At 74.9% G+C, this 20104-nt stretch carries 18 protein-coding genes and 1 riboswitch; of the genes, 5 read left to right on the top strand and 13 right to left on the bottom strand.

Features of this window, described 5'->3' with window-relative positions:
* Window positions 1-36: 36 nt before the first annotated feature.
* Window positions 37-846: an arylamine N-acetyltransferase gene (locus tag ABZ497_RS12965; protein ID WP_359804714.1), complete on the bottom strand. Its 810-nt coding sequence runs from the start codon at window positions 844-846 to the stop codon at window positions 37-39.
* Between the two features lie 214 nt (window positions 847-1060).
* Between ABZ497_RS12965 and ABZ497_RS12960 the strand changes: the two genes are divergently transcribed.
* Window positions 1061-1279 carry a hypothetical protein gene (locus tag ABZ497_RS12960; protein WP_329491412.1) on the top strand — a complete coding sequence of 73 codons (219 nt, stop codon included), beginning with the start codon at window positions 1061-1063 and terminating at the stop codon, window positions 1277-1279.
* Between the two features lie 48 nt (window positions 1280-1327).
* Here ABZ497_RS12960 and ABZ497_RS12955 read toward each other — a convergent pair whose 3' ends face one another.
* Complete coding sequence (locus tag ABZ497_RS12955) at window positions 1328-2089, bottom strand: hypothetical protein (protein ID WP_359804712.1); 762 nt, start codon at window positions 2087-2089, stop codon at window positions 1328-1330.
* 364 nt (window positions 2090-2453) lie between these two features.
* Between ABZ497_RS12955 and ABZ497_RS12950 the strand changes: the two genes are divergently transcribed.
* Complete coding sequence (locus tag ABZ497_RS12950) at window positions 2454-3863, top strand: lamin tail domain-containing protein (RefSeq protein ID WP_359804710.1); 1410 nt, start codon at window positions 2454-2456, stop codon at window positions 3861-3863.
* A 95-nt stretch (window positions 3864-3958) separates the two neighbouring features.
* Here the strand turns inward: ABZ497_RS12950 and ABZ497_RS12945 are convergent, their stop codons facing one another.
* On the bottom strand, window positions 3959-5185 hold the full coding sequence (locus tag ABZ497_RS12945) for an ROK family transcriptional regulator (protein WP_329491409.1): 1227 nt from the start codon (window positions 5183-5185) through the stop codon (window positions 3959-3961).
* Window positions 5186-5376: 191 nt separating this feature from the next.
* A complete protein-coding gene (locus ABZ497_RS12940) occupies window positions 5377-6222 on the bottom strand; it encodes an SDR family NAD(P)-dependent oxidoreductase (RefSeq protein WP_359804708.1) in 846 nt (281 codons plus the stop codon).
* 88 nt (window positions 6223-6310) lie between these two features.
* Between ABZ497_RS12940 and ABZ497_RS12935 the strand changes: the two genes are divergently transcribed.
* Window positions 6311-6778, top strand: coding sequence for a MarR family transcriptional regulator (locus tag ABZ497_RS12935; protein WP_359804706.1), 468 nt, complete (start codon window positions 6311-6313; stop codon window positions 6776-6778).
* Window positions 6779-6919: 141 nt separating this feature from the next.
* Here the strand turns inward: ABZ497_RS12935 and ABZ497_RS12930 are convergent, their stop codons facing one another.
* The 3 genes from ABZ497_RS12930 to ABZ497_RS12920 all read right to left on the bottom strand — a co-directional run bounded on the left by ABZ497_RS12930 (window position 6920) and on the right by ABZ497_RS12920 (window position 9623).
* Window positions 6920-8113: an aminotransferase class I/II-fold pyridoxal phosphate-dependent enzyme gene (locus ABZ497_RS12930; RefSeq protein ID WP_359804704.1), complete on the bottom strand. Its 1194-nt coding sequence runs from the start codon at window positions 8111-8113 to the stop codon at window positions 6920-6922.
* Window positions 8114-8219: 106 nt separating this feature from the next.
* Window positions 8220-8426 (bottom strand): hypothetical protein, encoded by a 207-nt coding sequence (locus ABZ497_RS12925; protein WP_359804702.1) that lies wholly within the window; start codon window positions 8424-8426, stop codon window positions 8220-8222.
* A gap of 435 nt (window positions 8427-8861) precedes the next feature.
* A complete protein-coding gene (locus tag ABZ497_RS12920; RefSeq protein WP_359804700.1) occupies window positions 8862-9623 on the bottom strand; it encodes a hypothetical protein in 762 nt (253 codons plus the stop codon).
* A 378-nt stretch (window positions 9624-10001) separates the two neighbouring features.
* On the opposite strand from ABZ497_RS12920, the gene ABZ497_RS12915 reads away from it, so the two are divergent.
* On the top strand, window positions 10002-10829 hold the full coding sequence (locus tag ABZ497_RS12915) for an alpha/beta hydrolase (protein WP_359804698.1): 828 nt from the start codon (window positions 10002-10004) through the stop codon (window positions 10827-10829).
* Window positions 10830-10932: 103 nt separating this feature from the next.
* Here ABZ497_RS12915 and ABZ497_RS12910 read toward each other — a convergent pair whose 3' ends face one another.
* The 6 genes from ABZ497_RS12910 to ABZ497_RS12885 all read right to left on the bottom strand — a co-directional run bounded on the left by ABZ497_RS12910 (window position 10933) and on the right by ABZ497_RS12885 (window position 18342).
* A complete protein-coding gene (locus ABZ497_RS12910) occupies window positions 10933-11592 on the bottom strand; it encodes a helix-turn-helix transcriptional regulator (RefSeq protein WP_329491402.1) in 660 nt (219 codons plus the stop codon).
* Window positions 11593-11675: 83 nt separating this feature from the next.
* Window positions 11676-12749, bottom strand: a complete 1074-nt coding sequence (locus tag ABZ497_RS12905; protein WP_359804696.1) for a helix-turn-helix transcriptional regulator — start codon at window positions 12747-12749, stop codon at window positions 11676-11678.
* Between the two features lie 257 nt (window positions 12750-13006).
* Window positions 13007-14176, bottom strand: a complete 1170-nt coding sequence (locus ABZ497_RS12900) for a magnesium and cobalt transport protein CorA (protein WP_359804694.1) — start codon at window positions 14174-14176, stop codon at window positions 13007-13009.
* A gap of 364 nt (window positions 14177-14540) precedes the next feature.
* A riboswitch (M-box (ykoK) riboswitch) is annotated at window positions 14541-14714 on the bottom strand.
* Between the two features lie 78 nt (window positions 14715-14792).
* A complete protein-coding gene (locus tag ABZ497_RS12895; RefSeq protein WP_359804692.1) occupies window positions 14793-15704 on the bottom strand; it encodes an alpha-L-glutamate ligase in 912 nt (303 codons plus the stop codon).
* A gap of 248 nt (window positions 15705-15952) precedes the next feature.
* Window positions 15953-16978, bottom strand: a complete 1026-nt coding sequence (locus ABZ497_RS12890) for a hemolysin family protein (protein ID WP_352290741.1) — start codon at window positions 16976-16978, stop codon at window positions 15953-15955.
* Window positions 16975-18342 carry a hemolysin family protein gene (locus ABZ497_RS12885; protein ID WP_359804887.1) on the bottom strand — a complete coding sequence of 456 codons (1368 nt, stop codon included), beginning with the start codon at window positions 18340-18342 and terminating at the stop codon, window positions 16975-16977. Before ABZ497_RS12885 ends, ABZ497_RS12890 begins: the two co-directional genes overlap by 4 nt.
* A gap of 365 nt (window positions 18343-18707) precedes the next feature.
* Here ABZ497_RS12885 and ABZ497_RS12880 point away from each other — a divergent pair, with 365 nt between their 5' ends.
* Window positions 18708-20069, top strand: coding sequence for an MFS transporter (locus ABZ497_RS12880; protein WP_359804690.1), 1362 nt, complete (start codon window positions 18708-18710; stop codon window positions 20067-20069).
* Window positions 20070-20104: the final 35 nt, after the last annotated feature.

The following is a 20104-nucleotide window of genomic DNA, read 5'->3' as shown; positions in this document are numbered from 1 at the left end:
CCGCAACCCCGGTGTCCCGAACTCCGAGGTGCGGGGTCAGAAGGCCGCGGCGACGCCCGGGGGCGGGTTGATGCCGAACTCGGACGCCAGCAACTCCACCAGTTCCTCGGGGCTTTCGAGCTCCCGGGCGGTGGTCGTGCCCGCCGCGTCGGTGTGGGTGAAGGTCTTCCCGTCGAGCCGCACGTGATCGGCGGTCCGGGTGCGCTGGAGGTAGAACCGACGGAACGGCGAGCGCGGGTAGGTGGCCACGAACCAGTTGGACATCGTGAGGTCGGGCGCCGGGACCGGGTCCAGGGTGAAGGCGTGCTGGTCCTCCCAGACCTCGCCCGTCCTCGCCTGCAGCACCCAGATCGGCGCGGGGCCGTCCGCCTCCTCGACGACCAGCCGGTGGGTGCGCCCGGCAGCCTCGCGAGCTTCACCGGGGATCATCGGGAGCGGCTCCAGCAGCCCGCCGATGGACCCGAATCCGACGTCGACGAGGTGGCGGCCGGATTCGCCGGGCACCTGGACGGCCAGCACCATATGGGTCCGCGGTCGGACCTCCCCGGCACGCGCGCCGACCCGCACCCGGCCGGTCAGCCGGGTGACCCCGAAGCCCAACTCGTCCAGCACCGCAGCGAACAGGGAGCTGTGCTCGAAGCAGTAGCCGCCGCGGGAGCTGTCGACGAGCTTCGCCTGGAGCTCACCGACATCCAGCGACGGCACCGAGCCGGTGACCACGTCGAGGTTCTCGAACGGGATGCCGAGGATGTGCGCGCGGTGCAGGGAGCGAAGGGTCGCGGCGGTGGGCGCGGACTCGCCCTCCCATCCGATACGGGCGAAGTACTTCTCCAGATCGACAGTCATTCCACCACGGTACGGACCGAGCGGTCCGGCCGGCCTCCGCCGCTGGTCCCGGTCGCGATCGGCCGAGCGGCCTAGGCTCTGCCGCCGGGTCGGTCCCGGCTGGAGGATCATGGTCCGGCCCTGAACGGCGGGAACACGGACGACTACGCGCGGTTTCCCGCCGCCCAGGACGCCCCCGTCCCGACCCGGCACCGCGATGCGAGAGAATGAACCCATGAACGACGACCAAACCCCACCCGCCTCGGCGATCGAGCGCCGGCAGCGGCTCCTGGACATCATGCGGAAGGACGGCGGCACCTGGGACTGGCACCGGGCCCGCGAGACCTACCTGCCCCGCCCGGACCCGCGCACCGTGCGCCGTGACCTCCAGTTGCTCGCCAAGGCCAAGCAGATCTTCCGCGCCGAGGACGGTGGGTACCAGGCTGTCGGCTAGGCGCGGGCCGGGGCCCGCGGCCCGGGCGGCGCGCGGTGGCCCTCGCCGCTACACGCCGAGGGCCACCGCGCCGAACCGTCCGACCCGGCGGACCAGGGCGGCCAGGCCGAGGTAGGCCACGAAGCCGGCCAGGCTCGGCACGGGCCCGGTGAGGAACAGTTCACCGCGCATCAACGAGATCACGTGCAGCAGCGGCACCGGCACCGTCAGGAGCGTCCAGACGGCCCGCAGCGCCACCTGGGCCGGCGTCGCGACGTCCGCGCCGCCGGCGTTCCGGAAGGCCAGCCCGGCCACCAGGGCGAGCACCGCACTCACTCCGGTGACGACGGCGGCCGCGGTGGCCCAGGGCCCGCCCGGCGCGAAGGCCGCCCAGGCCGCGACGGCCAGCACGACCGTCACCTGGGCGTAGGCGGTGGACGCGCGCCGGAAGTGCGAACCCTTCTCGGACGCCGCACCGCCGCCCGACCGCGAACCTCGGGCGGCGGCGCCCGGCGGGACGGCTCCGGGGGGCACCGTCGCCTCCACCACCGTGACCGGCGGCGCCGCCGGCCGATCCGGCCGGGCGGGGTGGACCGCGGCCCGGGACACCGGCTCCTGGACGCGCCGCACCGCCGCCCGGGAACGCCGGAACGCGGCAGCGGCCTCCGTGCGCCGGCCCGCCATCGTGAGGGCGGAGCCGAGCAGGGCCAGCGCCCACACCTCGGCGGACGCGTCGTCCTGCTCGGCGGCCAGCGCCGCCGCCTCGTGCAGCGGGTCGACGGCCTCCAGCGGTCGCCCGCCGTCGTGCAGGGACCTGCCGAGGCCGCTCAACGCCGCCGACAGGACGGCCGGGGAAGCACGCTCCCGGGCCGCTACGTCATATTCCTTGACGTGTAAGGGCTTTGGACATCGAGAGGATGCCCACGGACGCCGCTGCCCGGCACGGCGGACCCCACCGGCCCCGGGCGCCCCGGGGGGCTCCCGCCCCCGCCGGAGCTCGGGCCCGCGGGAGGGGCGGTTCACGGGGGCGGCGAGGGGAACAGTGGGAAGTACGACCTACCCGGTCTCCTGCCGCCCGGGCCGCGCCCGGCGGTTCGTCCGCTGTTCATACGGCGCTCGCCCGGCGGCGGGCACCCGTTGGGTCGGTGGCGGCAGGGTGGTGACACCCTGACAGGACGATCCCGGGACGGACATCGTGACCGAATCGCGCGCACCGCGCTGGCGCCGAAGCCTCGCCTTCCTCCTCGTCGCCGCCGCCGGGCCGGCGGGGCTGCTGAGCGCCTCGCCCGCCCGCGCGGCCTCGACCGACGACATCCGGATCAACGAGGTGGTGACCACCGGGGACGTCGACGACTCCGTCGAGCTCTACAACAAGGGCACCACCGCGGTGGACGTCTCCGGCTGGATCCTCAAGGACGACGACAACGGCTCGAAGTACGCGATCGCCGCCGGCACCACGCTGGCCCCCGGCGGGTTCCGCGCCTTCGACGTCCACGGCGCGTTCGGCCTGGGCTCCTCCGACAAGGCACGGCTGTACCTGCCGAACGGCAGCACCCTGGTCGACAGCTTCAGCTGGAGCGAGCACTCCGCCCCGTCCTGGTCGCGCTGCCCCGACGGCACCGGCGCCTTCCGCAAGGCGGCGCTCACCCTGGGGGCGGCGAACGCCTGCGGCAGCACCGGCGGCACCTCGCCCGTGGCCTGGCCGGGCAGCGGGACGGTGGCGAACGCCGACGCCTCCAACGTCTTCGGGTCGGACCTCAGCGGTCTCTACCAGGAGGGCGGCGTGCTGTGGGGGGCGCAGAACTCCGGCAAGCTGTGGCGGCTGGTGCCGAACGGGTCCGGCGGGTGGAAGCCGGACACCGCGAACGGCTGGACGGCCGGCAAGAAGCTGCGCTTCCCGGGCGGCTCCGGCACCCCTGACAGCGAGGGCGTCACCCTCACCGGCGCCGGCGCCTCGGGGGGCGTGTTCGTCGCGAGCGAGCGCAACGGCGACGCCTCCGGCACCAGCAGGCTCTCCGTCCTGCGGTACGACGTGAGCGGCACGGGGACCACGCTGACCGCCGCGAAGGAGTGGAACCTGACCTCCGCCCTGCCGTCGGTGGGCTCCAACCTCGGGCTCGAAGGCATCACCTGGATCCCCGACGGCTATCTGACCGGCGCCGGGTTCACCGACGAGTCGACCCACGCGGCCTACAACCCGGCCGGGTACGGCGCGCACGGGGGCGGGGTGTTCCTGGTCGGCGTCGAGGGCGGCCAGATCTACGGCTTCGTCCTCCAGGACAGCGGGGCGTTCACCAAGGTGGCCACCCTCGGCAGCGGCATGGCCGGGGTCATGGAGCTGCAGTGGGAGCCGCAGGCCTCCCGGCTCTGGGTGGTGTGCGACGACACCTGCGACGGCCAGCACCGGACGATGCAGGTCGGCGCGGGCGGCACCTTCGTCACCACCGCGGTGTTCAACCGGCCGAGCGGCCTGGCCAACCTGAACAACGAGGGCTTCGCCCTGGCCGGCGCCGGGGAGTGCACCGCCGGCGCCAAGCCCGTCTACTGGGCCGACGACAGCAACACCGGCGGCCACGCGCTGCGCCGGGGCAGCATCAGCTGCTGACCGGGAGGCACCGCCGTGGTCCGGGCCGCTCCGGCCGGGGCCACGGCGCGATGGTCCGGTCGGCCGGTCCGCCGGAGCGGCGGGGCCGCGGTCCGTCAGAGCGGCACGCCGTGGTCGGCCAGCGCCGAGCGGCGCTCGAAGACCTCGGGCCGCGCGGTGTCCAGGGCGGTGGCGACGGCGCCGAGCAGCACGGCCTGCTCCCCCAGCCCGCTCGGGGCGAGCTTGGGGCGCAGCGGGGTGAGGCGGTGCAGCTCGCGCTCCAGCGGTTCCAGCAGGAGGTCGGCGCTGCCGCCGACGCCGCCGCCGAGCACCACCAGGTCCGGATCGAGCACGGCCGCGAGTACGGCGATCGCGTACGCGAGCTGTTCGGCCTCGCGCTCGACCGCGCGGGCGGCGAGCGGGTCGCCGGCCCGGGCCGCGTCGAAGACCTGCTTGGCCGTCAGCGGGCCGCGCATGCCGAGGCCCAGTGCGGTGCGGACCACCGCGTCGGCCCCGGCCTCCTGCTCGATCGTCCCGCCCGGCTCGCCGTCGGCTCCGGGGGGCAGCGGAACCAGACCGACCTCGCCGGCCGCGCCGTGCGCGCCGGAGAGCAGTTCGCCGTCCTTGAGGACGCCGACGCCGAGGCCGGTGCCGATCAGCAGGTAGGCGAACATCCGGCTGCCCCGCCCGGCGCCGAGGGTGAACTCGCCGAGGGCGGCGAGGTTGGCGTCGTTGCCGACGGTGACGGCAGTCTCCAGCCCCGCCGCGATCCGGTCGAACAGACCGCGTCTGCCCCAGCCGGGCAGGCTGGTCGCGTACCGCACGCCGCGCCGCTGCTCGTCCCAGACACCCGGGGTGCCGATCACCGCGTGCACGATGTCGCCGGCCGCCAGCCCCGCCTCGGCGGCGGTCTCCCGGGCGGCCGCGACCACGGCGTCGGCCACCGCGTTGGCCGAGCGGCCCTTGTTGGGCACGTCCCGGCGGGCGACGATCCGCCCGGCGAGGTCGGCCACCGCGACCCGGAGCCAGCCACGGCCGATGTCCACGCCGAGTACGTGGCCGGCCGTCGGGTCCGGCTCGTAGAGCACCGCCGTCCGGCCGCGCTCGGGGACGAACCGGCCCGCCTCGCGGGCCAGTCCGGCCTGCTCCAGCGCGGCCAGGGCGGCGGAGACGGTGGGCTTGGACAGCCCGGTGTCCCGGGCGAGCTGGGCGCGTGAGGAGGGGCCACCGGTGCGCAGCAGTTCGAGCAGCAGCCATTCGTTGTTGCTCCGCAGTCGCTGCCGGTTCCACGGCTGCGCCGGCGTCGCGCCCGGCGGAACGGTGGTCGGCAGGTGGCGGCTCATCGGTTCCTCCGGTCTGGGGCGTGCTCGGCGCCGTCGTCGGCGCCTGTGGCCTGCGCTCAGGCCTCGCCCAGTATGACCGGTCGTCAATCCGTCCATCGGCTGGAACCTCTCGGGGGGCAGGTGTAGCTCCGCACCCCGCTGACCTGGCATGTCCTCAACCAGAGGAGGTGCGGGGGCGGCCCCGGCGGCGGTCAGCCGACCCAGCCACCGGTGAGCTCCTGCACCGCGGAGCCGTCCAGATCGGCGAGCTTGGCGCCGACGAAGGCGCGGGCGGTCTCGGAGGTCTGCATCCGGAACGGCGGCTGCTCGGCGGTCAGCGCCTCCACCACCGACTCGGCGGCCTGCTCCGGGGTCTGCGCCCGGGTGAACGCCGCCCGGGTGCGGGCGGCGTAGGCGTCCAGCGCGGGGGCGTAGGGGCCGGCGGCGGCCAGTAGGGCGGGGATGTCCAGGCCCTGGCTGGCGACGAACTCGCTGGCCACCGCGCCCGGCTCGACGACGATGACCTTGACGCCGACGGTGGCGGCGACCGGCGCCAGCGCCTCCATGAAGCCTTCGACGGCGAACTTGGCCGCGCAGTAGGCCTCGTTGAAGGGCTGCCCGACCACGCCGCCGACACTGGTGACGGTGACCACCCGGCCGCCGACGGCCCGCAGGTGCGGCAGCGCGGCGCGGGTGACGTCGACGACACCGAAGAAGTTGACCTCCATGGTGGCCCGGACCGGCTTCAGTCCGTCCTGCTCGACGGTGCCCACGTAGCCGGCTCCGGCGTTGTTGACGACGGCGTCGAGGCGCCCGTGCCGGGCGACCACACCGGCCACGCAGGCCTCGACCGACCGCGGATCGGTGACGTCCAGCCGGGCCACCTCGATCCGGTCGGCGACGCCCGCCGCCTCGGCGGCGGCGAGCAGCGCGCCGGAGCGGCCGGTGTCACGCATGGTGGCGACGACGTGGTGCCCGGCGCGGGCGACGGCCACGGCGGCGGCCAGGCCGATGCCGGAGGACGTACCGGTGATCAGGGCGATGCGGGCGGTGGTCATGAGGGTGCTCCCGACGGCTCGGATTTGCGTGCGTGCACACACACCATAGATCCGTGTGTGCGCACACGCAAACAGGTAGGGTGTCGGCATGGCGCGTACCGAACTCACCCTGGGCGAGCTCACCGCCCGCGACCACGCCTTCTACGGGCTCGTCTGGGCCGGCACCACCCTCAGTGCCAAGGTCGACCAGGCCCTCGGCAAGGCCCACGACCTGCCGCTCTCCTGGTTCGAGGTGATGCTCTGGCTGCACGGGCAGGCGGAGCCGGTGGCCGCCTCCGACCTCGGCGCCAAGACGCTGCTCAGCCGGAGCCAGGTCTCCCGGGTGGCCGACTCGCTCCAGGCCCGCGGCCTGGTCGAGCGCGTCCCCTCCCCCGTCGACGCCCGCTCCGTGCGGATCACCCTGACCCCCGAGGGCCGCCGGCTCTTCGCCGCCGCCGACGCCACCCGGCGCGCCGTCCTGGCCGAGGCCTTCGACGACCGGCTCGACGACGCGGACATCGCGGCCCTGGAGGTCGTCTGGGCCAAGCTCAAGCAGCCGCCCGCACCCGGGGCCTGACCGCGCCGCACGCGCCGCCGGCGCGCCGGACGACCTGCACTTCGCCGCGCCGCACGCGCTCGGCCCGGCCGCCGCCGGGGCGGCCGAGGACGACATCGCCGTCCTGGCCGCCCCGGCCGCACTGCCGCACGGCCGTCGGGCTCACGCCTTGGCGAGCGCCTGCTCCAGGTCGGCCCAGAGGTCCTCGGGATGCTCGATCCCCACGGCGACCCGGACGGTGCCCGGGCCGATGCCGGCCGCCGCCAGTTCCGCGTCGTCGAGCTGGCGGTGCGAGGTGCTGGCCGGGTGCAGGACGAGGGTGTGCACGCCCCCGAGTGAGGGGGCCAGCGAGGCCAGCCGGACCGACTCGGTGAAGGCCCGGGCCGCCTCCCGGCCGCCCGCCAGGTCGAAGGCGAGCACCCCGCCGTGGCCCTCCGGCAGCAGCCGGCGGGCGAGCTCGTGGTCGGGGTGGGCGGGCAGGCCCGGGTAGTGGACGCCGGTGACGGCCGGGTGACCGGCCAGCCGGCCGGCCAGCTCCCGGGCGCTCTCGCAGTGCCGGCGCACCCGCAGGGCCAGGGTCTGCAGGCCGCGCAGCGTCAACCAGGCGCTGTGCGGGTCGGCCGAGGCGCCCAGTTCGACCGCGTAGTGCCAGACGGTGCGGTGGAGTTCGGGGTCGGCGAAGACGGCGATCCCGGCCAGCACGTCGGAGTGCCCGCCGAGGTACTTGGTGGCCGAGTGGACCACGATGTCGGCGCCGTGCTCGATCGGCCGGCAGAGCAGCGGGGTGGCGAAGGTGTTGTCCACCACGCTGAGCACCCCGGCCTCCCGGGCGACCCCGATCAGCCCGGGCAGGTCGGTGACGCGGGTGGTCGGGTTGGAGATCGTCTCCAGGTGCAGCAGGCGGGTGTTGGGGCGCAGTGCGGCCCGCACCTCCTCCGGGTCGTCGCCCCCGACGTGGGTGACCTCCACGCCCCAGCGCCGGGCGAGGTCGGCGAGCATCGCGAAGGTGCCGCCGTACAGGCTCCGCTGGGCGATCACGTGGTCGCCGGAGCTCAGCAGTGCGAGCAGCACGGTGTTGATCGCGCCCATGCCGGAGGCGGTGGCGATCGCGCCCGCGCCGCCCTCCAGCCCGGCGACCGCCTGCTCCAGCGAGCGGACCGTCGGATTGCCGTAGCGGTTGTAGAGGAAGGCCTCGTCCGGTCCGGCGAAGGCACGCGTCAGGGCGTCGTTGTCCTCGAACGCGAACAGGTGGCTCTGGTGCAGCGGCACTCCCATCGGGCGGCTGCCGGTCACCTCCGGGACGGGCGGGTGGACGATCCGGCTCTCGGGGCGCAGCGCGCTGTCGAAATCGCTCATACCGCTCATCCTCGACCGGTCCGCTCCGCCGGGGCCAGGGCCAATCCCGGGCAAGTGGCCTGCCGCGGCCCGGTCCGGGCCCGGGCGGCACCGCCCCGACGGGGCTTCAGAGTCCGCCGACGGGCAGCAGAACCACCCGCGCCGGGTCGAACGGCTCCCAGCGGGCCGGGCGACCGCTCCGGGCCACCCTCAGCCGGCACCAGCGCCGTCCGCCCGCGTCCTGCCACCATCCGCTGATCCGCCCGAGGGCCCATCGGTCGTCGTCGAAGTGCACCTCGACCGGCTGGTAGACCCACTCCACCTCGGTGTCCACCGGGCCCGCGCCCCGCTCCGGTCCACCCCGCTCCGGTCCGTCCGGCCCGGGTTCACCCCACCCCGGTCCGCCCGGTCCTGCTCCGCGCGGGTCTGTTCCGCGCGGCTCTGTTCCGTTCCGTGCCTCGCGCCTGCCTTCGAGTACGGGCATGCCCCGACCTTCCACCACGGTTGCGCCCTCCCGTTCCGGTGCGGTCGCCGGCTCCCCGACGGGACGGCCGCGCGACCGGGCGTAGTCGCCACCCGAACGACTCTACAGCGCTGTAGAGGATCCGCGCCGGAGCCCGCCCGAATCATCGGTGGGCCGCACCGCCCGCCGACCGGACCACCGGCCGACCGCACCACCGGCCGCCCGCCCGCCGACCGGACCACCGGCCGACCGCACCACCAGCGGGCCGCACCGCCCGCCGACCGGACCACCGGCCGCCCGCCCCGGTCAGGACGGCTGCAGGGCCCTCGCCAGGTCCTCCGCCTCGCGCAGCTGCGCGACGCCCAGCCGCCGCAGGCCCCGGAGCAGCAGGGCGGCGTCCGCGAGGGCGGCGTCCGCGACGGCGGCGTCCGGCCCGGGCAGTTCCGGCGGCAGCGGCATCCCGAGGAGCGCCGCCAGGTCGCCCGCCGGGATGCCCAGCACGAGCGCGAAGTCGGCGACCAGGTCCGGGGTGGGCGCGTCCGCCCCGGAGGAGATCCGCCCGTACGCGTCGGACATCCAGTACCGGCCGGTGAGCAGGTGGAAGATCTTCGTGGTTCCGGTCCACCCGAGGTTCCGGGTGGCGACCATCCGCATCAGCAGGTTCCCGGCGGAGGCCGGGTCCGGCGCCGAGGCGGGCAGCCCCTCGATCCGCCCCGGCCGGTCGGCCGGCGGCAGCGAGGCGACGAAGGAGCGCAGTTCCGCCCGCCGGTCGGCCGGCAGCGCCATGCCGAACCGCACCACGCCGACGATCGAGGTGGTGGCCATCCCGCCGGCCGGCGCGAGGTCCGCCGGCAGCGGCAGCGCCGCGATCTCGAACAGGTCGGCGGTGTCCAGGCCGAGGGCGGGCGCGAGTCGGCGCAGCAGCGCCGGATCCGGCGCGGCGCCGTCCAGCACCGCTGCCAGCTCGGCGTCGGTGACGCCGGCCCGGCGGGCCGACTCGGCGGGCTCCGGGCCCCGGTGGTCCAGCAGTCGGGCCAGCAGCGCGGCGAAGCCGGGAAGTTCGGTCATCCCGCCAGCATAGGACGGCCCGGACGCCCGGCGGACCGCTGCCCACCAGGCGCGATGGCAGCTGTCCGGCACCGGCCGGGGGCCGTCGCCGAACCGTCGGCCGGGCGGGCCCCGGCTGCCTCGGCACCAGTCGTCGGTCACCCGTTCGGCCGACGTTCCCGGCCGACACGCTGACGGAGCGTCACCTTCGCGGGGCGGCGGGCCCGCTCCGGGCCTAGCGTCGGCGGAGTGCGCGGTCATGCCCCACCGGGCCGCCCGACCCGCACGACCGACCCGCACGACCGACCCGCCCCGGGGACAGCCGAAGCCCCGACCGTGCCCCGACCCCGCCCTGTCCCCGCCTCCTCCCCGTCCCGCATCCCGTGCGAAGGAGCCCCCTTGCCCACCATCACCACCAGCGACGGCACCCGGATCCACTACAAGGACTGGGGCAGCGGCCGCCCCGTCGTCTTCAGTCACGGCTGGCCGCTGAACGCCGACGTGTGGGACGAACAGCTGCGGCTGGTCGCCGGGAACGGCTTCCGTGCGATCGCCCACGACCGGCGCGGCCACGGCCGGTCCGACCAGCCCTGGCACGGTAACGACATGGACACCTACGCCGACGACCTCGCCCAGCTGATCGAGCAGTTGGACCTGCGTGACGCCGTCCTGGTGGGCCATTCGACCGGCGGCGGCGAGGTGGCGCGCTACCTCGGCCGGCACGGGTCGGCCCGGGCCGCCAAGGCCGTCCTGCTCGGCGCCGTCCCGCCGCTGATGCTGCAGGGCCCCGGCAATCCCGAGGGCACGCCCCTCGCCGCCTTCGACGACATCCGGGCCGGGGTCGACGGCAACCGCTCGCAGTTCTACTGGGAGCTCAGCGAGTCCTTCTACGGGTTCGACCGCCCCGACGCGGACCTCGTCGGCGCCGCGGGCATCCGCCGGGCGTTCTGGCTCTGGGGCATGCAGGTCGGCGCGCGCGGCGCGTACGAGTGCGTCCGGCAGTTCTCCGAGACGGACTTCACCGAGGACCTGCGGCGCATCGACATCCCCACGCTGATCGCGCACGGTGACGACGACCAGATCGTCCCGATCGCGGCCGCCGCGCTGAAGGCGGCGAAGCTCGTCCCGGACAACGTCCTCAAGGTCTACCCGGGCGGCTCGCACGGTCTGCACGGGGCGTACCGGACCGCCTTCGAGGCCGACCTCCTGGAGTTCCTCAAGTCCTGAGTGTCCCCGCGCCGCTCGTGCCGCTCCCCGTGCTCTCCTCGACACTCGTCCCCGGCCCGCTCCGCACCGCCTCGCGGGGCCCCGATCGGAACCCCGCGGACAGCTAACGCACGGGGGTTCCCGGCTTCGCCCGGACGTGGATGCGTTCACCCTGGGCGCCGAACAGGCTGAGGAACTCGACCGCGTTCGGCCCGGCGTTGCCGAACGCGTGCGGGGTCCTGGTGTCGAACTCGGCGGCCTCCCCGGCGGTGAGGACGAGGTCCTGCGAGCCGAGCAGCAGGCGCAGCCGCCCGGCGAGCACGTAGACCCACTCGTGGCCCTCGTGCACCCGCGTTTCGAGCTCGGGGCCGGCGCCGTGGCCCGGCGGCATGATGTGCTTGTAGGCGTGCAGCCCGCCGAGGTGGCGGGTGAGCGGGATGAAGGTCTGGCCGTAGCGCTTGAACGGGCGGGCGTGGATCCGCGGGTCGCCGGTGGCCGGGGCGCCGACCAGTTCGTCCAGCGGCACCCGGTACTCCCGGGCGAGCGGCAGCAGCAGTTCCAGGGTCGGCTTGCGCTGACCGGACTCCAGGCGGGACAGCGTGCTGAGGGAGATCCCGGTCGCCGCGCTCAGCCCGGCCAGGGTGCTGCCGCGCTCGCGCCGCAGGGCCCGCAGGCGGGGGCCCACCGTGGTCAGGACCGCGGCGAGGTCGTCACCGGCGGCGCCGCGGGGGTCCGCGGTGGGGTCTGCGGTGGGGTGGACGCTGTCGTGGGGGTGGTCGGCCATGGCTCCTATCTGCCGCTCCGGCAAGGGGATTTGTCAAACGGGCATCGGCCGACCGGGTCCCGTCGCCCGCCCCGCCGCCCCGCTCAGTGCCCGCCGCCGAGCATGATCCGGGCTATCAGCTCGCGGCGGCTGGCCACTCCCGCCTTGGCGAACACCGCCTTGAGGTGGTCCTGCACGGTGTAGGGCTTCATCGTCAACAGCCGTGAGACGTCCCGGGTGTCGCAGCCGCGCACCAGCAGCAGCGCCACCTCCTGCTCGCGCGCGGTCAGCCCGTACGCGGAGAGGTAGAGCGGCATCGCGTCGGCCAGGGTGGCCGCGGTCGCCACCACCGTCACCTCGCCGGCCGCGGAGCCCTGCAGCGACGAGCCGTGCAGCACGTACCAGCGGCCGTCGCCGGACTGGATGCGGATCTTCGCCTGGGGCACCGGCAGCCCGCTCGCCGTGCGGCGGGCCTGCTCGGCGGCCATCGCGAAGGCGGTCGGCAGCCCCAGCGAGGTGCGGGACGGGTCGGCCAGCCGGGCGAGCAGTTCCTCGGCCGGACCGGAGATGGCGACCAGCCGGTTCGACGGGCCCAGCACCACGACGGCCGGTCCCGCGTCGGCGTCCGCCCCACCGCCCGGCGGCAGGTGGCAGGCCCGCAGCGCGTGGCCCAGGTGCCGGGCGGCGGTGTCGGCGAGCTCGCGGTGGCGGCCGAGGAAGTGCCCCCGGTCGGCCGCCCGCATGAACGCGGCGCAGCCCCACATCCCGCCGTGCGCGTCGAAGGTCGCGCGCAGCTCGTCGCCGAACCCGGCCGGGGCGATCTGCTCGCGGAAGCGGGCGGCCCGCTCGGGGCGGCCCTGGGTCGCCCTGCTGAGCGTCTCGGCCCGGACGCCGCTGCGGCGGATCCTGGGGAAGGTGGCCGGGTCGTCGGCCCACACCTCGAGCCGGACGGCGTTCTCGAAGGAGTCCAGGCTGAGGTCGTCACTCAGCACGGAGTTGACCAGACCGGTCGCCGGGTCGGCGGTGTGCCAGCAGACGGCGTCGTACTCCAGGACGTCGCGCAGCAGTTCGTCGGCCCGCCGGAACACCTGCTCGGCCGTCAGCCTCGCACCGGCCAACTCCCTTACGCCCTCGATCGCCTGCTGCGCCGCGGCCGCGCGTGACCCACGTGATCCCATGGCCCGGAAGCTAGCACGCACACCAAGCACCGGGCGCGCCCCGATCGGCGGGGTGCCGGATCCCCCGCAGGGATGGCACCGGCCCGGTCCCCTACACCGGAGGTCCCGGCCCGTACGCCGGAAGTGCCGGACCCGTACGCCGGGAGTCCCGGACCCGTACGCCCGGAGTGCCGGACCCGTACGCCGGAACGGCCGACCCCGTACTCCCGGCGTCCCGACCCCGTACGCCCGGGGTCGGGTCCCCGTCCCGCCCCCCGCTACAGCCAGTCGCGCCGCTTGAAGATGAAGTAGAGGCTCACGCAGACCAGCGCCATCAGGCCGATCGCGAACGGATAGCCGAAGGCCCACTTGAGCTCGGGCATCTTCTCGAAGTTCATGCCGTAGACGGTCCCGATCAGGGTCGGCGCGAACAGGATGGCGGCCCAGGAGGAGATCTTCTTGATCTCGTCGTTCTGCATGTGCCCGGCCTCGGCCAGCTGCTTCATCTCCTCGTTCTGCCGCTGCGACACCAGGGTCGCGTTGACGGTGAGGATGTTCTGCAGCATCTGCCGGAAGCCGTCCACCCGCTCGGCGGCGTAGGTGGCGTGGTCGGCGACGTCCCGCAGGTACCGCTGGAGCTCGTCGTCGGTGCCGTACTTGCCGAAGCCCGCCTCCAGGCTCTTCATGATCTCCAGCAGCGGCCGGGTGGCCCGCTGGAGCTCGATCACCTCGCGGGAGAGTTCGTAGATGCGCCGGGAGACCTGCGGGTCGCCGCCGAACACCTCGGTCTCGATCTCGTCGATGTCGTGCTGGAGACCGGCGATCACCGGCGCGTAGCCGTCGACCACCGCGTCCAGCACCGCGTACAGCACGGCCTCGGGGCCGAGGGCGAGCAGCTCCGGGTCGTCCTCCAGCCGGCGGCGCACCGCGGAGAGGTCGGGCGCCTGCGAGTGGCGCACGGTGAGGACGAAGTCGGGGCCGACGAAGAGGTGGACCTCGCCGAAGTCGACCTCCTCCACGTCGTCCAGGTAGCGGGCGGCGCGCAGCACGACGAACAGCGTGTCGCCGTAGCGCTCCAGCTTCGGCCGCTGGTGGGCGACGATGGCGTCCTCGACCGCGAGCTCGTGCAGGTTGAACCGCTCGGCGGCCTCCAGCAGCTGTGCCTCGGCGGGCCGGAACAGCCCGATCCAGGCCATCGTGCCGGGTTTGGCGGGCAGTTGGCGGTAGATGTCGGCGAGGCTGGCGGGCGGCTCGACCCGGCGGCCGGCGCGGTAGACGGCGGCCTCCACGACGGAGCGCTCCAGCGCCACGGGCTCGACCGGCTGGTCGGGCCGGGGGTCCATCGAGTGCTCGGGCGCCGGCTGGACCTCGCCGCCGGGGGCGGTGTTGTCGGAGCGGGAGAACGGACGCTTGCTCGCGCGCACGGCGCGCACACGCCAGTCGGACATGGCGGGGTACCTCCACGGTTCGGTGTCCGCCGCGCTCCCGGGACGTCGGTCGCGGGAAGCCGGGGCGGGTGGGGAGGCGCCCGGCCGGCCTCCACCGCGCACGGCGCCCGGCCGCGCGGTGGCCCGTCGTCAGCGACGGGCGGTGCGGCGGCGGGGAGCGGGAGCGGTACGGGAGGAGGGGTGCCGGGGGCCAGGAGAAGAGGGAGCGGTGCCGGGGCAGGGCCGACTTCGGCCCGGACTACTGGGATCCACAGCTCTCACCTCCTCGCCGTCGGGGCGCCCGTACCCCGGGTCGCCGTTACCGGGCCATCAGGGAGCGAGCCACGCCGTACGGCCGAGGGCACGGCTGCCCTGCGGGAACGGGTGGGCACCCCTGATCTCGTCAGAGCTTTGGCACGCCACGGCGTAGCACCCGGGGGTGCAGCCACTTGGGGTCACCCCTTAGGCCGGGGAGACCTGTCCTGAACCTGGGCGTCTCTCGACGTCGTGGGGTCAGTGGCCTGTGTCCGTGGCGACGCCTCACCGAACGAGGTGCCTGCACAACTGTCCCGATTCTAGTACCCGCGCGCCCGTGCCTCCGACCAGGGCCCCGACCGGAGTGGCGCCCCGGCCCCGGCTAGAGGTGCGCGGCCACGTACGGGACGGCGGTCGACTCCAGGCCGCCGACGGTGCCGAACTGCGGGTGGACGTTCACCTCGAAGACCACGCCGCCGCTCTCGGCCGCGAGGTCGACGCCGGCCAGCGGGAGGCCGAGCGACTTGGTCGCGGAGATCGCCAACTCGGCGAGACCGGCCGGTAGTTCACTTTCCGGCAGGACGACCGAGAGAGCGCCCCGGCTCTCGTTGCAGGGCGCGTCCGGGTCCGGCTGGACGTGCTCGACGGCGCGCACCACGCGTCCGTCGAGGACCACCACCCGGTACTGGTGGCGCCGGCCGTCCGCGGTGAAGTTCCGGGCGTCGCGGGCGATCAGCCAGTCGGCCCCCGCCTCGGCGTAGTAGCGGGCGGCGGCGGCGAGTTGGGCAGCGGTGGTGAGGTGGAAGACGTCGTTGCCGCCCATCCCGACGGTCGGCCGGGCCCAGACGTCGCCGCCGAGCCGGTCGAAGGCCTCGGCGACGGCCCCCGGGGCGGGCCGGGAGAAAGCGACGGTGGGCATGTGCGCGATGCCGTCCCGGGTGAAACGTTCGACGGTGCGGTCCTTCTCGGTGGCCACCCGCCAGGCGTCGACGTCGGTGCCGAGCGAGCGGGCGCCGTGGGCGCCGAGCAGGCGCTGGCACTGCTCGAAGTCACGGCGCCGGTGCGGCGGGATCTCGTAGACGATCACCGCCCCGGCCGTCACGGCGACGCCCTCGCCGGGCACCTCCAGCCGGAGGCCGCCGCCCGCGCCGGAAGCACCGGAGCCGGAGATCCGGCCGGTGCCGCCGGTCATGAAGTGCCGGGCGTCGAGGAGGACGGGTGCCCGGCCGGTGAGTTCCCGCACGGCGGTCGACAGGATCTCCCGGCTGCCCTCGGTCGAGCTGTGATCGGTCATCAGAACGAGCTCGCTTCGGACCATGCCGCCATGGAACAGCTGCCCGGCCCGCGGCGACAAGGGTGCCTCTTGCGCCGCTCCGGCCCCGGATGGCCGAAACCGCCCCTGCCGGGCCGGCAGGGGCGGCAGGCGCGGTCGCCGGTCGCGCCGGCTCGCGGCGGGCTCCGGAAAGCCCGCAGCCCGCCCCAGTGGCGTCCGGGGCGGGCTGTGTCACGGGTGCGGGCGGCGGGCGCGCGTTCCGCCCGCCGCTACGGCCGCGCGGGGGCCGGGCGGACCAGCTCCTTGAGGACGTCCTCCATGGTGACCAGGCCGGAGGCGGTGCCGTCGGCGGCGATCGCGGCGGCCAGATGGGTGCCGGAGCGGCGCATGGCCGTCAGCACGTCGTCCAGCGGGGTGGACTCGGGGACGCGCGCGATCGGGCGCAGCGCGCGGGCCGGGAACGGCCGGTCGCGGGCGCCGTCCTGCTCCAGGGCGTCCTTGATGTGCAGGTAGCCGAGCACCGTCCGGTCCGCGTCCAGCACCGGGAAGCGGGAGAACCCCGTCCGGGCGGCGAGCTGCTCCAGCTCGACCGGCGTGGTGCCGGGGCCGGCGAAGACGATCTCCTCGCGCGGGGTGACCACCTCGGAGACCGGGCGCGAGCCCAGCTCCAGGGCGTCCCGCAACAGCTCGGTGTCGCGGTCGCTGAGCAGTTCGGCGTCGGAGGAGTCCTTGACCATGCGGGCCAGCTCCTCCTCGGTGAACACCGAGGCGACCTCGTCCTTGGGCTCGACCTTCAGCAGGCGCAGGATCCGGTTGGCGAAGGCGTTGATGGAGAAGGCGATCGGCCGTACCGCGCGGGTCACCGCGACCAGCGGCGGCACCAGCAGGTAGGCGGCCTTCTCCGGCGCGGCCAGGGCGATGTTCTTGGGGATCATCTCGCCGAGCAGCATGTGGAGGTAGGTCGCCACGGTCAGCGCGACGACGAAGGCGATCGAGTGGATCAGGGCGTCCGGCACGCCGACGCTGTGCAGCGGGGGCTCCAGCAGGTGGGCGATCGCGGGTTCCGCGACCGCGCCGAGCACCAGCGAGGAGACGGTGATGCCGAGCTGGGCGGTGGCCAGCATCGCGGAGACGTGCTCCAGACCCCAGATCACCGTGCGGGCGCGCCGGTCGCCGGCTTCCGCGCGCGGTTCGATCTGGCTGCGCCGCACCGAGATGAGGGCGAACTCGCCGCCGACGAAGAAGGCGTTGGTCACCAGCGTGAGCAGCCCGATGACGAGCTGGATCGCGGTCATCGGTTCTCCTCCGGGCGGCGTCCGGTGCCGTCGGCGGTACCGGTGTCCGGGTCGGCGTCGGGTGCCGGGCCGCTGATCCGGACGCGTTCGGCGACGTGGTGCGCGACGGCCGTGACGTGCAGGGTCCAGCCGTGGGTCTCGACGACGTCGCCGGGCACGGGGATCCGGCCGAGGTGGTCGGCGATCAGTCCGGCGAGGGTCTCGTACGGCCCCTCGGTGTCGGGCAGTCCGACGGTGTCGAGCTGGTCGGTGCGGGTGATGCCGTCGGCGTCCCAGCGGTGGCGGCCGTCCTGGCCCTCGCCGAGGTCGATGAGGTCGGGCAGTTCGGCCGGGTCGTGCTCGTCGACGACCTCGCCGACGACCTCCTCGACGATGTCCTCCAGGGTGGCGATGCCGGCGGTGCCGCCGTACTCGTCGATCACCACCGCCATGGTCTCCTCGCCGCGGAGCAGGTCCAGCAGGCGGTCGACGGTGAGCGTCTCGGGCACCAGCAGCGGCTCGGTCACCAGGTTCGCCACCGGGTGCAGGTGGCGCCGGTCGGCGGGGACGGTGAGCGCGTCCTTGATGTGGACGGCGCCGACGACCTGGTCGAGGTTGCCGCGGTAGACCGGGAACCGGGACAGCCCGGTGGCCCGGGTGAGGTTGGCGACGTCGGCCGCCGTGGCGTGCTCCTCCAGGGCCCGGACGTCGACCCGGGGGGTCATCACGTTCTCCGCCGTCAGCTCGCGCAGGTTGAGCGAGCGGACGAAGAGTTCGGCGGTGTCGGGCTCTATCGCGCCGGCCCGGGCGGAGTGCCGGGCGAGGGCGACCAGCTCCTGCGGCGTCCGGGCGGAGGCGAGGTGCTCGGCGGGCTCCAGGCCCAGGCGCCGCACCACCCGGTTCGCGGTGTTGTTGAGGTGCCCGATCAGCGGCGAGAAGGCGGCCGAGAAGTAGTACTGCGGCCCGGCCACCACCTTCGCGACGGCGAGCGGGCGCGAGATGGCCCAGTTCTTGGGCACGAGCTCGCCGGCGACCATCAGCACGACGGTGGAGAGCAGGACCCCGAGCAGGATCCCGACGGTGTTGACCGCGCCGCTCGGCAGGCCCAGGGCCTCCAGCGGTGCGCGCAGCAGCCCCGCCACGGCCGGCTGGGCGACCATGCCGATCACCAGGCTGGTGATGGTGATGCCCAGCTGGGCGCCGGAGAGCTGGAAGGTGAGGCGCCGGGCCGCCTTCAGCGCGACGGGGGCGCCGCGCTCACCGGCGTCGGCGGCGCGTTCGAGGGCGCCCCGCTCGACGGTGGTCAGGGAGAACTCCGCGGCGACGAAGACCGCGCAGGCGGCGGTGAGCACCAGGGCGAGGAGCAGCAGCAGGACGTCGGTCACCGTGCCACCCCCGCCCCGTTGGTCGAACACGTCTTGACGGGAACAGCACGGTGAGAACTGGGAGGTTCGTCCATCGCGGGGTCCGCGACTCCTTCACTGCGACGAGGGTGGCCGGTCGGCGGGCGGCCCGGTCCGGGGGGGAACGGGTCACCAGCTCTACAGGAGTGTAAAGGGTTGGCAAATCAGAGTGCCGTAAGGGCCGCCACCTGTGCGGTCGCCGCCGCTTCGGGCCAACCCTGCCGTCGCCGCGGCCGTCACCGCCGCCGGCACGGCCCTCGCCGCCGGAAACATGTGCACAGGTACGCACATGTTGGCTACGATGGTGGGCGTACCCGCACGACGCCGACCGGGGACGGGACCACCGCATGCCGGCCATCCTGCGCGACCGCACCTACCGCCACCTGTTCACGGCCCAGCTCGTCGCCCTGGCCGGCACCGGTCTGGCCACCGTGGCGCTGAGCCTGCTGGCCTACGACATCGCCGGCGACCACGCCTCGGCCGTCCTCGGCACCGCACTGGCGATCAAGATGGTGGCGTACGTCACCATCGCCCCGCTCGCCGGCGCGCTGGCGGACCGGATCCCGCGCCGGGCCCTGATGGTGGCCATGGACCTCACCCGGGCCGCCGTCGCGCTCACCCTGCCGTTCGTCACCCAGGTCTGGCAGGTCTACGCCTTGATCTTCCTCCTCCAGGCCGCCTCCGCCGCGTTCACGCCGACCTTCCAGGCCACCCTGCCGGAGGTGCTGCCCGCCGAGCGCGACTACACCCGGGCCCTGTCGCTGTCCCGGCTGGCCTACGACCTGGAGAGCCTGTTCAGCCCGGCCCTCGCCGCCGGGCTGCTGGCCCTGCTCTCCAGCGGCTGGCTGTTCGCGGGCACCGCCGCCGGCTTCCTCGCCTCGGCGGCCCTGGTGGTCTCCGCCGTCCTGCCCAAACCGGCGCCCGTCGAGCGCGCCGGCGGCGTCTACGCCAAGGCCGCCTTCGGCACCCGGCTGTTCTGGGCCACTCCCCGGCTGCGGGCCCTGCTCGCCCTGGACCTCGGCGTCGCCGCCGCGGGCGCCATCGTGTTCGTCAACACCGTCGTCCTGGTCCGCGAGCACTTCCACCGGCCGGCCGGCGCCCTCTCGCTCGCGCTCGGCGCGTACGGCGCGGGCTCCATCCTGGCCGCGCTGCTGCTGCCGCGCGTGCTCGGGCGGATCGGCGACCGGGCGGTGATGCTGCCGGCCGCCTTCGCCCTGCCGGTGGTCCTGGCGGGCGTCGCCGCCGTCACCGCCACCGCCCCGAGCGCGTGGTCCTGGGGCGCCGTGCTGACCGCCTGGGCGGCGATCGGCGCGGCCTGCTCGGCGGTCCTCACCCCCGGCGGCCGGGTGCTGCGCCGCTCCGCGGCCGACGCCGACCTGCCGGCCGCCTTCGCCGCGCAGTTCTCGCTCTCCCACTCCTGCTGGCTGCTGACCTACCCGCTGGCCGGCTGGCTGGCCGCCGGAGCGGGGCTCCCGGCCACCGCCGCCGCCCTCGGCGCCGTCGCGCTCGCCTCGGCGGCCGCCGCCACCGCCCTCTGGCCCGCCCGGGAGGCCGCCGAGCTGGACCACGTCCACGCCGACCTGCCGCCGGACCACCCCCACCTCGGCGACGCCCACCCGGCCGCCGGCGGCTGGCGGCACGGGCACCGCTTCGTCATCGACCAGTACCACCGCCGGTGGCCGGCGCACGGCGACGTCCGCCCCGGCTGACGGCCGGGCACCCCGGGACGTCAGGGGCACCCTTG

The organism is Kitasatospora sp. NPDC005751, assembly GCF_040630835.1.
In the GTDB taxonomy this organism is placed as follows: domain Bacteria; phylum Actinomycetota; class Actinomycetes; order Streptomycetales; family Streptomycetaceae; genus Kitasatospora.
The sequence above is the reverse complement of the archived record's forward strand: the minus strand, read 5'-3'. Positions and strand labels throughout refer to the sequence as shown.

What these genes read in the sequence shown, in the direction of transcription:
- ABZ497_RS12965 (WP_359804714.1), bottom strand. Translation starts at nt 846, where the DNA reads ATGACTGTCGATCTGGAGAAGTACTTCGCCCGTATCGGATGGGAGGGC.
- ABZ497_RS12960 (WP_329491412.1), top strand. Translation starts at nt 1,061, where the DNA reads ATGAACGACGACCAAACCCCACCCGCCTCGGCGATCGAGCGCCGGCAG.
- ABZ497_RS12945 (WP_329491409.1), bottom strand. Translation starts at nt 5,185, where the DNA reads ATGAGCCGCCACCTGCCGACCACCGTTCCGCCGGGCGCGACGCCGGCG.
- ABZ497_RS12940 (WP_359804708.1), bottom strand. Translation starts at nt 6,222, where the DNA reads ATGACCACCGCCCGCATCGCCCTGATCACCGGTACGTCCTCCGGCATC.
- ABZ497_RS12935 (WP_359804706.1), top strand. Translation starts at nt 6,311, where the DNA reads ATGGCGCGTACCGAACTCACCCTGGGCGAGCTCACCGCCCGCGACCAC.
- ABZ497_RS12930 (WP_359804704.1), bottom strand. Translation starts at nt 8,113, where the DNA reads ATGAGCGATTTCGACAGCGCGCTGCGCCCCGAGAGCCGGATCGTCCAC.
- ABZ497_RS12920 (WP_359804700.1), bottom strand. Translation starts at nt 9,623, where the DNA reads ATGACCGAACTTCCCGGCTTCGCCGCGCTGCTGGCCCGACTGCTGGAC.
- ABZ497_RS12910 (WP_329491402.1), bottom strand. Translation starts at nt 11,592, where the DNA reads ATGGCCGACCACCCCCACGACAGCGTCCACCCCACCGCAGACCCCACC.
- ABZ497_RS12905 (WP_359804696.1), bottom strand. Translation starts at nt 12,749, where the DNA reads ATGGGATCACGTGGGTCACGCGCGGCCGCGGCGCAGCAGGCGATCGAG.
- ABZ497_RS12900 (WP_359804694.1), bottom strand. Translation starts at nt 14,176, where the DNA reads ATGTCCGACTGGCGTGTGCGCGCCGTGCGCGCGAGCAAGCGTCCGTTC.
- ABZ497_RS12895 (WP_359804692.1), bottom strand. Translation starts at nt 15,704, where the DNA reads ATGACCGATCACAGCTCGACCGAGGGCAGCCGGGAGATCCTGTCGACC.
- ABZ497_RS12890 (WP_352290741.1), bottom strand. Translation starts at nt 16,978, where the DNA reads ATGACCGCGATCCAGCTCGTCATCGGGCTGCTCACGCTGGTGACCAAC.
- ABZ497_RS12880 (WP_359804690.1), top strand. Translation starts at nt 18,708, where the DNA reads ATGCCGGCCATCCTGCGCGACCGCACCTACCGCCACCTGTTCACGGCC.